Source organism: Nonomuraea polychroma, from assembly GCF_004011505.1.
Taxonomy (GTDB): domain Bacteria; phylum Actinomycetota; class Actinomycetes; order Streptosporangiales; family Streptosporangiaceae; genus Nonomuraea; species Nonomuraea polychroma.
On the sequence record NZ_SAUN01000001.1, the window covers coordinates 4,194,247 to 4,205,322 of the forward strand.

Annotated in this window: 9 protein-coding genes; 4 read left to right on the forward strand and 5 right to left on the reverse strand. The window is 72.1% G+C overall.

What is annotated here, in order from left to right; all coding sequences use genetic code 11:
• Nucleotides 1–48 precede the first annotated feature (48 nt).
• The 4 genes from EDD27_RS19185 to EDD27_RS19200 all read left to right on the forward strand — a co-directional run bounded on the left by EDD27_RS19185 (nucleotide 49) and on the right by EDD27_RS19200 (nucleotide 3,735).
• Nucleotides 49–969 carry an SDR family oxidoreductase gene (locus EDD27_RS19185; RefSeq protein WP_127933631.1) on the forward strand — a complete coding sequence of 307 codons (921 nt, stop codon included), beginning with the start codon at nucleotides 49–51 and terminating at the stop codon, nucleotides 967–969.
• 349 nt (nucleotides 970–1,318) lie between these two features.
• Complete coding sequence (locus EDD27_RS19190; protein ID WP_127933632.1) at nucleotides 1,319–1,783, forward strand: hypothetical protein; 465 nt, start codon at nucleotides 1,319–1,321, stop codon at nucleotides 1,781–1,783.
• Nucleotides 1,784–2,086: 303 nt separating this feature from the next.
• Nucleotides 2,087–2,812: a class I SAM-dependent methyltransferase gene (locus tag EDD27_RS19195; RefSeq protein WP_127933633.1), complete on the forward strand. Its 726-nt coding sequence runs from the start codon at nucleotides 2,087–2,089 to the stop codon at nucleotides 2,810–2,812.
• Nucleotides 2,812–3,735, forward strand: a complete 924-nt coding sequence (locus EDD27_RS19200; protein WP_127933634.1) for an NAD(P)/FAD-dependent oxidoreductase — start codon at nucleotides 2,812–2,814, stop codon at nucleotides 3,733–3,735. Before EDD27_RS19195 ends, EDD27_RS19200 begins: the two co-directional genes overlap by 1 nt.
• A gap of 56 nt (nucleotides 3,736–3,791) precedes the next feature.
• On the opposite strand, the gene EDD27_RS19205 is transcribed toward EDD27_RS19200, so the two are convergent.
• The 5 genes from EDD27_RS19205 to EDD27_RS19225 form a co-directional block, all read right to left on the reverse strand.
• The gene (locus EDD27_RS19205) at nucleotides 3,792–6,266 is read right to left on the reverse strand and encodes a methyltransferase (protein WP_127933635.1); all 2,475 of its coding nucleotides are present in this window, start codon (nucleotides 6,264–6,266) and stop codon (nucleotides 3,792–3,794) included.
• Entirely contained in the window at nucleotides 6,253–7,686 is a 1,434-nt protein-coding gene (locus EDD27_RS19210; RefSeq protein WP_127933636.1) for an ABC transporter ATP-binding protein, read from the reverse strand. The genes EDD27_RS19205 and EDD27_RS19210 overlap by 14 nt, the downstream gene beginning before the upstream one ends.
• A complete protein-coding gene (locus EDD27_RS19215) occupies nucleotides 7,683–8,474 on the reverse strand; it encodes an ABC transporter permease subunit (RefSeq protein WP_241564130.1) in 792 nt (263 codons plus the stop codon). Before EDD27_RS19215 ends, EDD27_RS19210 begins: the two co-directional genes overlap by 4 nt.
• 107 nt (nucleotides 8,475–8,581) lie before the next feature.
• Nucleotides 8,582–9,520, reverse strand: a complete 939-nt coding sequence (locus EDD27_RS19220) for an ABC transporter permease (protein ID WP_241564131.1) — start codon at nucleotides 9,518–9,520, stop codon at nucleotides 8,582–8,584.
• A gap of 10 nt (nucleotides 9,521–9,530) precedes the next feature.
• The gene (locus tag EDD27_RS19225; RefSeq protein ID WP_127933638.1) at nucleotides 9,531–11,066 is read right to left on the reverse strand and encodes an ABC transporter substrate-binding protein; all 1,536 of its coding nucleotides are present in this window, start codon (nucleotides 11,064–11,066) and stop codon (nucleotides 9,531–9,533) included.
• Nucleotides 11,067–11,076: the final 10 nt, after the last annotated feature.

Below are 11,076 nucleotides of genomic sequence, written 5' to 3' on the forward strand. Positions count from 1 at the left end.
CATCGGCGACCAAGTCCTCGCTCCTGACCTGATGGAAAGTGAAAACCCATGACTGCCACCGACTCCACCGCCCTCCCGGTCCTCGTCGTCGGGGCGACCGGCTCTCTCGGGGGCAAGGTCGTCGACGAACTACTCAAGCGCGGCAAGAACGTCCGTGCCCTGGTCCGGCCGACCACCGACGCGAGCAGGCTCGAAAGCCGGGGTGTCGAAGTCGCCCGCGGCGACATGCTCGACCTCCACTCGCTCGTCGCCGCCATGAACGGCGCCGATGCCGTCATCACCACCGCCGCCGGCTACACCCGCGGCGGCAAGAACGCGCACGACATCGACACCGTCGGCAACGCCAACCTCGCCGAGGCCGCCCACCGCGCCGGCATCCGACGGTTCGTCCTGACCAGCATCCTCACCAGCGACAAGACGCCCGATGTCCCACACTTCTGGCACAAGAAGCTCGCCGAGGACAAACTCGAACAGCTCCGCGTCCCGTTCCTCGCACTGCGCCCGGGGGCGTTCCTCGACCAGATCGCGAGCATGGCGGGCGACCCGATCGACAAGGGCCGCCTGATATGGATCGGCAAGACCACCGTCCCGCTGACCTTCGTCCACACCTCCGATCTCGCGGCGTACCTGGCAGCCGCAGTCGACGCCGAGGCCGACGACGGTGAGCGCATCGACATCGGCTGGGACCGCCCGGTCAGCATGCGCGAGGTAGCCGACCGGATGGGCAGCCGGGCCGGAAAGAAGATCAAGGTGTGGGCCGTCCCGTCCGCCGTCGCCCGCGCCGCAGGAGCCGTCGCCGGCCGCTTCATGCCCCTGATCAAGGACATGGCCGCGATGTTCGGCTGGTTCGACACCGGCCGCTACGTCGCCGACCCCCGCCGCCAGGAGCAGCTGTTCGGCCCCGTCCCCACGGCCGAGGACGTCCTCGCCCGGTACAGCGACGAGTTGGGCACTGCACAGCACCGGTGACAGGCCCGCGTCCCGGCGCCCTGACCAGGACACCTCAGGCTGCCCTAACCGAATCCGATGGCCTGCAAGTCCTGCGAGTCTGCGCGCTGACCCCGCAATCGGGCCAGGCGCAAGGTCGCCTCGGGATATTTGTAAGAATCACGCGGCCTCGTGCACACAGTTGATCTTGGACCAAGGTTGGTTGGGCACGGACAGGCGGACGTGCTCAACGCGACGTGCCGGCGTACGAGATGCGCCTACACCGGCTCTGCATCTTGCCTCTTCCCGCAGGTCAAAGTGAGGTGATCTTTTCAGGCACGTCAGGCGAGTACGCTGACCATGATCGCCTGCGACGGTGAAGGAGCCGCCGATGACCGCCGACCCCACGATGGCCCGGATCGGCCAGGGGGTGGAGTTGCATCACCACCAAGGTCAGCGTGAAGCCGCCCGCGAGTTGTTCGAGCAGATCTGGGACGACATCGGCGGCGAGCAAGGCGACCCGCTGCATGTTTGCGTCCTTGCCCACTCGATGGCCGATGTGCAGGACGACGTGCACCAGGAGCTGATGCGGGATCTGCGAGCGCTGGCCGCCGTCGGCCTGATCACCGATGAGCGGGTGGCCCAAGCCGGGGTGCCGCTTTCGGTAGCCGGCTTGTATCCGTCGTTGCACCTGAACGTGAGTGAGTGCTACCGCAAGCTGGGTGATCTCGGGCGCGCCCGTGAGCACCTCCAGCAGGCGCGGGCGGGGATCGGCGCTCTTGGCGACGACGAGTATGGGCAGCTCATCAGGGGTGGACTGGAGCGGCTGGCCGAACAGTTGGCTGAGGCCACTTGACTGCGCCCCGGCGAATTCCCTGCACTAGCTGTTGATCTTCTTCGTAGATGCTTTGAGCCGGGGTGCTGCCCTCAGGCCAGGAGTCCCGGGGTTCCGGGCGTTTCCCAGGCCGTCAGATGCCGCTCAGCGGGCACCATCAGAAGGAGAAGGCAAATGAGCGCCGCCGCCAGACGCACTGGTGTGCGCTCCCGCCGTAGCGCAGCCGCATCGTCAGCGGTAGCACAGCCCTGACACCCTTGACGATCATGCCACATACCCCAAGAATGGTAATGATTATCGATTTAGACGACATAAGGGGTGGGCGTGGCCGACGAATACGAAGGATCGGCGGAGTTCATCGATGTGATGATCGCGCCGGCCTGGGAGACAGCGGGCCCGGCGCTCACGGAGGCGCTGCGCGGCGTGTCCGGCCCGATCGTGGACGTGGGCGCCGGAGGAGGGCACGGCACGCGGGTGATCGCGGCGGCAGCGGCCGACGCCGAGATCCTGGCCGTCGAGCCGTCGCCAGGGTTGCGGTCGGTCCTGCTGGCCCGGGTGAACGAGTCCGCGGAGCTGCGCGACCGGGTGACCGTGCTGCCGGAGGGGCTGTTGGACAGCGAGCTGCCGGACCGGCTCGGCGCCGTCGTCGCCATGAGCGTCATCGGCCACTTCGACCCGGCCGACCGGCAGCGGATCTGGGCACTGCTCGCCGAGCGGCTTCTCCCCGGCGGCCGGGCGGTGCTGAATCTGCTGCCGCCCACGGAGGCAGCGGCGGTGCCGGACTCGAGGTTCGCCGACGTCCGCCTCGGACGGCGCAGATACGAAGGACGGGGCCGCGCCGAGCCCACCGGGCCGGACCGGCTCACCTGGCACATGACGTACCGCACGTACCACGACGACCGGCTCGTCGACGAGCTGGAGGTGGACTACGACTGGTGGGTGCTGGACGGGCAGCGGCTCAAGGAGGAAGTGAACGAGCACGGCCTCGTCGTGTCCCGTACCGGTCCGGAGGAGCTCGGCATGTATGTGATCGACAGAGGAGGAGCGTGATGTACGAGGTGGTCGTGGTCGGCGGCGGGCCCGCCGGGCTCAGCGCGGCACTGGTTCTCGGCCGGCAGCGGCGCCGCGTCCTGGTGGTGGACGCCGGTCGGCCGCGGAACGCGCCGGCCGCGGAGATGCACATGTTCCTCGGCCGGGACGGCGGCTCACCCGCGCGCCTGCTGGCCGACGGCCGCGCGGAAGTGGCCGCCTATCCGACGGTGGAGCTCAGGCAAGGGCGGGTGACCTCAGCGGAGGGGGAGACCGGCCGCTTCACGGTGACCTTGGAAGACGGGGAACGTGTGGAGGCGTCCCGGTTGCTGCTGGCGAGCGGGGTGACCGACCAGCCCGTCGCCATCGCCGGGCTGGCCGAACGGTGGGGCAAGAGCGTGTTCCACTGCCCCTTCTGCCACGGCTACGAGACGAACGGAAAAGTGCTCGCCGTCATCGGCAACGGGTTCGACGCGATGCTGGCGGCCTATGTCGCCGATCGCTACAGCGATGACGTGGTGTTGTGCACGAACGGTCCGAGCACCATGCCCGAACCGGTGGCCGCCGTCCTCAAGGCCCGAGGCATCCCCGTGATCGAGACGCCGCTGGCGGGCATCGAGGGCGAGCTGGACGCGTTGGCCTTGAGTTTCACGGACGGAACCACGTTGGCACGCGAAGCCGTCTACCACCGGGCGCCCATCCGGCCGAACACGGACCTGGCCGTCCAGCTCGGCTGCGTGCTGCTGCCCGACGGTTGCGTCGAGGTGGACGAGTACGGCAGGACCAGCGTCGCCGGCGTCTACGCGGCCGGCGACGCGGCGCACCTCAAGGCGGTGCCCGACCCGGTGACCTTGGTGGGGCCGAGCGCGGCCGACGGGGTGCGGGCCGCGGTCTGGCTGGAGCAGGAGATGTTCCGCACCGGGTTGCCGGTGGCGCTGAGCTGATCCCGCCCGAAGGGTACGGCGGGCGGGCCCACTGCCCCGCTCGCCGTACTGGTGTGTCAGAGCCTGGCCGCGACGAACAGGTGCTGGGCCGGCGCGGCCAGCGGCGAGCCGGACCCGGGCAGCTCGAGGATGGGACGCAACCCAGCCTCCGCGAGCTCGGCAGGCAGTTCTCTGCCGGTGAAGAACACCCGCCCGGTGCCGCCGCGGCGGTCCCCGACGCCGAGATCCGGCTCTCCTTCCCTGGGCGACAGCAGGAACTGCATGGTGGCGAGCACCAGGTAGTGCTCGCGGATCGCCTCGGTCACCACCACCAGCCCGCCAGGGGCCAGCAGCTCGCGGATCCACCGCAGCGACCGTCCCGCGTGCCGTGCGCAGTGCAGCACGTTGGCGGCGACCACCACGTCCGCGCCGGCTCGTGCCGCTCCTTGGGCAACGAGGTCGGCGTTGATGTCCAGCAGGGCGTAGCGGAGCCGGTCGCCGAACCGTTCCTCGGCCGTCATCGTGAAAAATCTGGACACGTCGGTGAACAGGTAGTCCACCTCCGCGTCCCCGAGCCCGTCCAGCGCGGCGGCGGTGCTGCCCCCGGCGCCCGCGCCCAGCTCCACGACCCGCAGCGGCGTGGGACGAGTGGCCGCCGCGCGGGCCAGGACGTGTCCGACGGCGGCGTTCAAGTACGTGTTGCTGACGTTGTTCTGGTCCTTGCTGAGCGAGGTGAGCAGGTCTCCGTCGGGGAACAACAGCGCTTGAGCCATGATCTCGTCGCGGAGCAGCTCCGGGAGGCGGGCGAGGGCGGTCCGGAAGAAGATCGCCATCTGCTCCGGGTAGCCGAGCGCGGCGCAGGCGCTGTCCAGCCCCGCCCCGTCGTCCTCCCCCATGGGCTCGGAGGCCACGGTCTCGAGCCGGCCGTCGGGATCCCGGCGTACGAGCCCTTCGGTCCTGAGCACCTCCAGCCAGCGCCGGACGATCCATTCGTGCCGAGGCGCCACGCCGAGCGCCCCGATGATCTGCTCGACCGTCCGGGGTGCGCCGGGACGCACGACGCCGCCGACGAGCCCGGTCAGCGCCCGCAGCGCGATCTCGTCGAAACGCCGGATGGAGGCGGGCAGGTGCGCGAGCATGTCGTCGGACACCGGCTCGTGCGCACCGGGCACCATGCGCGTGAGCGCGACGCGTCCCGCACGGTCGGCGCCGGCCGCGTCCCGCGCCAGGCTGACGACGTCGCGGCCCGCTCCGCTGGGGACCTGGGCCGTCAGGTCCTCCGGAACCGTCAGCCCCGCGCGCCTGAGTTCCCGGCGGGCCACCTCGGTGAGCCGCTTGCGGGCGAACGCGCCCAGCGGCTCATGCGGCCTTCCCACCCCCGCCAGGGCGTCGGGATGTGTGGCGGCGGCCGCGGCCGGCACCGCGGCCTGCAGCAGCATGGGGTCGTCGGGGTCAAGGAGCACGACCGCCTGTGTGCCGTGCAGCGCGGCACGCAAGCCGGCCCCCGACTGGGCGGCCGGCGCCGGCGTGAGCAGGGCGTTGGGGATGCCGACCACTTTGACGGGGTCGCCCTGGCGCGCCAGCCCGGCCAGGACGGCCAGCGGGTCCGGCCCCATGGTGTCCCAGACGTGGACGGCCACGGCAGGGGCCACAACGGGATCGACGTGCAGGACGGCGTCGAAGCGATATCGGGTCAGCTCGGTGTCGCCCGTCAGCGTCTTGGCGAAGAAGCTGAGGGTGACGTGCCGGTTTGCGCCGGCCGCCACGGCGGCCAGCGTGACGGGGTCGAACAGCAGCTCCGTGTCGGCGGCGGCACGCTGCCCGGGTCCCGCGCCGGCGGCCGGGTGTTCGAGCGTGCGGTAGTGCTCCTCGAGCAGTCCCGAGTGGCGTACGTCGCCCACGATCACGGTCCCTCCGGGAACGACGAGGTCAATGGCGTCGCGAAGCACGGCCGCCAGGTAGTCCACGCTGGGGAAGCACTGGGTGACCGAGTTCAGAAGCACGCAATCCGGCCGTTCGCCCATGGTTGCCAGGGCGGTGCGGACCGCGGCGCCGTTGATCTCGTGGGCGGCGGCCCGCACGACCGTGACGCCTGGCAGCCCGAGTCCGTCCAGGCGGGTCACGACGTGTCCGGCGATGTCGGTGCCCACGTACGCCTTCAGGTGCGGGTGGAGGCGGTGCAGGAGCATCCCGGTCCCGCACCCCAGTTCGAGCACGCGGGAGGGCTGGTGCCGCAGGACCAGTTCGGCGGTGCGGTCGGCCCACTCGGCCATGTGGTCGGCGGGCAGCGGTTCGCCGGTGTCGGTGGCGCGCCAGCCGGACAGGTCGAGGTCGGCGCGGTGCGTGCCCTCTCCGGAGCGGTAGGTCCAGTCGTAGACCTCCCCCCAGTGCTCGAGGTGCTCGGCCACCAGGTCGCCGAGCACAGGCGGTCGTCCCGGCTCATGGCGTACGGCCAGCGCCGCCGGGTCGGCGGTGACGACGAGCCCGCCGGTGCCGGTGCGGTCCACGCGGGCGATCCATGGGTGGGCGAGCAGAGGTTCATAGGACGTCAAGGGAACGCCTCCGGTCAAGGTGGTCGGACAGGGACGGGTGCAGCCGGCCGCCTTCGACGCGCAGCACGCGGTCGGCGCGGGAGGCCACCGCCGGGTCGTGGGTGACCGCCACGACGGCGAGGCCGGTGTCGCGGCGCAACGTGTCGATCAGGTCGAGGACGAGGCCCGCGGTGCGGGCGTCCAGGGCGGCGGTGATCTCGTCGGCCAGCAACACCGCTGGGTTGCCGGCGAGCGCCCTGGCGAGGGCGACTCGCTGGCGTTGCCCGCCGGACAGCGCGGCCGGGTAGCGGTGTGCGTGTTCCGGTGTGAGGCCGACTGTGTCCAGCAGCCGGAGCGCCTCGGCGCGGGCCGCCTTCCTGGGGAGGCCGCGGAGCGTGCGGAGGGGGCGGGCGAGCGCCGCACCCACGGTGCGTGCCGGGTTGAGCGTGTCGAGGGGGTTCTGCCCGACCAGGGCGAGCGCTCGTATCGCGGTGGGGGTCCGCTCGGTGACCGTCCAGGGCAGCGGTTGTCCCAGCAGTGTGCCGTGTCCGTGCTCGGCGGGGTGCAGCCCGGCCAGGACGCGCAGCAACGTGGTCTTCCCGCAGCCGGACGGCCCAAGGACGGCGACGGACTCCCCCTCCGAGACCGCGAGATCGACCTCCGACAGCAACGGTGCGCCGCCAGGCGGCTGCGCCACAGCCAGCCTGCGCACCTCCAGCACCGGTCCGCCGGCCGGTCTCCGCGTGACGTCCCGATCCGCCGCCACCGCCTGGCGGCCATCCGGCGACGGCACGGGGCCGAGCCGGACGACGTGGTCGGCGAGCTCGGCCACCACGCCCATGTCGTGCGAGACGACGATCGTCATCGACCGGCCGTCGCCGCGCCGCCGCCGTACCACGTCAAGCACGAGACGGAGGGCGGCGGAGTCCAGCGCGCTGGTGGGCTCGTCCAGGACGAGCAGCTCCGGGTCCGCCGCCAAGGCTCGGGCGAGCGCCACCCGTTGCGCCTGGCCACCCGAGAGCTGGTGCGGACGGCGGCCGGCGATCTCGGCCGGGTCCAGGCCGACCGCCGTGAGGGCCCGTTCCGCGCCGCCGCCGCGCGCCGCCCTGGGCAGCGCCTCGCGTACCGCGGCCCGCGCCTCCAGCAGGGGATGCAGCGCCGAGGCCGGGTCCTGACCGAGAAAGCCGACGGTCCGCCGCCGCCAGCGGCGGGGGGCTCGTACGGGTGCTCCGTGCCACTCGATCCGGCCCGCCGCCAGGGTCAGACCGCTGGGCAGCGCACCGAGCACGGCTCGTAACACAGTGGTCTTGCCCGTACCGGACGGGCCTGTCAGTGCCAGCACCTCCCCGGGGGCGACCCGCAGATCGAGCCGGTCGACGATCACCGTCCCGGTCCTGTCGGCAACGGTCAGCCCGCGAACGGTCAGCCCGGGCCGGGTCACGAGAGGCCGTCCCGGGAGGCGAGGGCGTGCGAGAGCGCCGCCACGCTGCCGGCCAGAACCGCCAGCGCGACGGTGGGCGCGACCGTCGCGGCGGGGTTGAGCACGAGGCCCTGCAGGTTCTCGCGGAGCATGGCCGCCCAGTCCGGCGCGGGGGGCGCCGGTCCGAAGCCGAGGACGTTGAGCGCGGCCGCGAGCTGCACCGCCAGGACCAGCCGCTGGCCGAGGTCCGCGCCGACGAGCCCGGCATGCGCGGGCAGGACCTCCCGCAGCAGTACGGACGCGCCGCCCTCCCCACGGGACAGCGCCGCCTCGACGTAGCCCGCATGCCTGGAAGCGGCTGTGGCGTCGGCGACCACGCGCAGGGTCAGCGGCGTGCCGCCCAGGACGGTGCCGGCGATCACGGCGGCGGGACCTGGCAACGCCACCACGACGAGCAAGGCGAGCAGCAGCAGCGGAAGCGCCAAGAGCAGGTCGGCGGCGCCGGCGACCGCGCGGGCAGCCCGGCCCTGGCTCCATCCCGCCCACAGCCCGCCCACCACCCCCAGGGCTGAGGCCATGAGGGCGGCGGCCAGCGACGTCAGGGTCAGCTCCCGTCCACCGGCCAGGACCCTGGCGAGCACGTCCCGCCCTAGCCCATCGGCACCCAGCGGCAGCCCGGGAGCAATGCCGGTCCACGGTGCCGCCACGATCGCGGTCGGATCGTGCCCCGCCATCGCCTCCCCGCCGAGCGCCACCAGCAGAGCGGCCCCGGCCACGACCCCGAAGACCGGCACGGCACGCCGCCTCACCGACGGCTCACGCGCAGCCAGGGCAGGTTGTCGCCCCACGACCCACCCGTCCGTGCCCACGACTGGGCGCTTCGGAAGCGAGCCGTTCGCAGGACCGATCTGACGCTTCATGGGCGTGCCGCCTTCGGGTGAAGGCGTGGGGCGGCTGTGTCAGCGGCGAAGAGACCGGCGACCACGACTGCCGCGGCGAGGATGGCGACGCTCTGGACGACCGGCACGTCCCTCGTCGAGATGGCCGTGACCAGCAGCTCGCCCAGCCCGGCCAGTCCGAACAGGGTCTCGGCCACGGCGGTGCCCGCCACCAGCCCACCCAGGAGGACCGCGAGCAGGCGGGTGGCGGGCGCCGCGACCATCGGCAGCACGTACCGGAGCCCGATCGTGACGGGCGACAGGCCGCGGAGCTCGGCGTCACGAACGTATGGCCGGGCCAGCACGTCCGCGATCGCCCCCCGGAGCAGGGCGGCCCCGTAGGCGGCGGCCGGCAGCGCGAGCGTGAGCGCGGGAAGCGCCAGCAGGTCGGGCCGGCGCCAGGGTGGCTCTCCGGCGGGCAACATCGACACCGGCGGGAACCACCCCCAGGCCGCCGACAACCAGGCGACCAGCGCGGCCGCCACCACGGCTTGGGGCAGGGCGGCACCGGCCACGATCAGCGCGTTCACCGCGGACCGCAGCCGCCGGGGCCCGCTCACGGCGGCCCAGGACAGGGCCGCCGTGAGCGGTACGCTCACCGCCAGCGCGGCCCCGGCCAGGGCGACCGTCACGCCGGCGCGCTGCGCTACCAGCTCGGCGACCGGCCGCCCGGTGATGAGCGAGGCGCCCGGCTCGCCGGTCAGCACCCCCGACAGCCAGTCCAGGTAGCGGATGTGCAGGGGACGATCCAGCCCCTGCTCCGCTCGCAGCCGGGCGAGCTCCTCCGGGGTGGCACGGCCACCGCCGAGCGCGTCCGCCGCGTCTCCGGGTAGCGCCGCCGTACACAGGAAGATCACCACGGAGGCGGCGATCAACAGCAACCCGCTCCTGACCAGCGCGCGGGCCAGTCGCGGCACTGGCCCCACGTCAACCGTCCAGGCTGACCTGGTCGATGAACGCCGAGGCGAAGCCGATCCCCTCGGGCACGCCGCTCAGCCCCGCCTTGGCCAGGTCGAGCCGGTCGCTGAGCGCCCAGATGGCGTAGCCGCCCTGGTCACGGAGCTGGGTCTGCAGGTCTGCGAGGAGTGCGCGCCGCTCGGCGTCGTCCGGCTCGGCCAAGGCCTTGTCCAGATCCGCGGACCAGGCCGGGTCCTTCCACGCCGTCTCGTTGGTGGGCGAACCAGGCGTGAGCGTCACCCTCACCACGTCGAGGAACGGGATGCCGCCTAGGTAGCTGAGATAGAACGGCTTTCGTGCGTAGACGGCGGAGAAGTAGGTGTCGGCCGGTTCCACGGACACCTTCACTTTCATTCCGATCTCGGCGAGTTGCTGGGAGATCAGCGTGGCGGCGCTGTCCATGCCCGGGTACGCCGTGGTGGTGTGCAGCGTGAGGTCGATGCCGCCGGCGAGACCGGCCTCGGACATCAGCTGCTTGGCGCGGGCGAGGTCGCGGGTGCGTTGCGGCAGGTTCTTGGGGCTCGTCGGGTCCTTCGGGGTGATGAGGTCGTTGCCGATCTCGCCGTAGCCGAGGAAGACGGTGTCCAAGAGCTGCTTGCGGTCGAGGGCGAGCCGCACGGCCTCGCGTACCCGGAGGTCGTCGAAGGGCTTGGTGTCCATCCGCATGACGAGCGGATACAGGGTCGCGCCGGGCCTGCGGAGCAGGCGTACCGCGCTGTTGCCCTCCTGCTGCTTTGCCAGCGTGGCCGGCACCCCTCCGGCCAGGTCGACCTGGCCCGACAGCAGTGCCTGGGCGCGTGCCTGCGGATCGGGCACGGCTCGTACCTCGATGACCTTGGCCGTCGGCTTGGGGCCCCACCAGTCGTCGTTCCTCTCGAAGACCACCGCTTGCGCCCCGCCCTTGCTCGCCGGGCGGAACGGCCCGGAGCCGGGGACCGGCTTGGTGAAGTCGTCGATGCCCTCCGGCACCACGAAGGTCGCGCCTTCCAGCGCCTTGCCCACCTCGGCGTAGGGCTTCTTGGTCACCAGCTCGAAGGTGGTGTCGTCGATCACCTTGGAGGCGTCGAGGTCGAACATGGCCATGCGGCCGAAGTTCTCCGCTGCCTTCTTGCCCATGCGACGCAGTGAGAAGAGCGCGTCGGCCGCCTTGACCTTGCGGCCGTCAGAGAACGTGGCGTCGCCCCGGATGGTGATCCGCCACTTCGTCAAGGTGGCATCCGGCTCCCACGCGGTCGCCAGGCGGGACCGGCTGGAGCCGTCAGCGCCGGGGACGGTGAGGACGTCGTACGTCAGGGCCATCCTCACCACGTCGCTCTCGCCGGGCAGCAGGCCGTGCGGGTCGGTGACGGCGTTGGAGGGCGAGCCGGGCGCAGCGTAGCGTATCGTCCCGGTGCTGGTGCCGGCCGCTGGGGAACTGGTGACGGCCGGCTTCGTGGCGGCGCAGCCCGTCAGTAGGGCGACCGCGGTGACGATCGCCGCTGACCGGCGGCGGAGCTGGGGATGCATGGCAACCTTT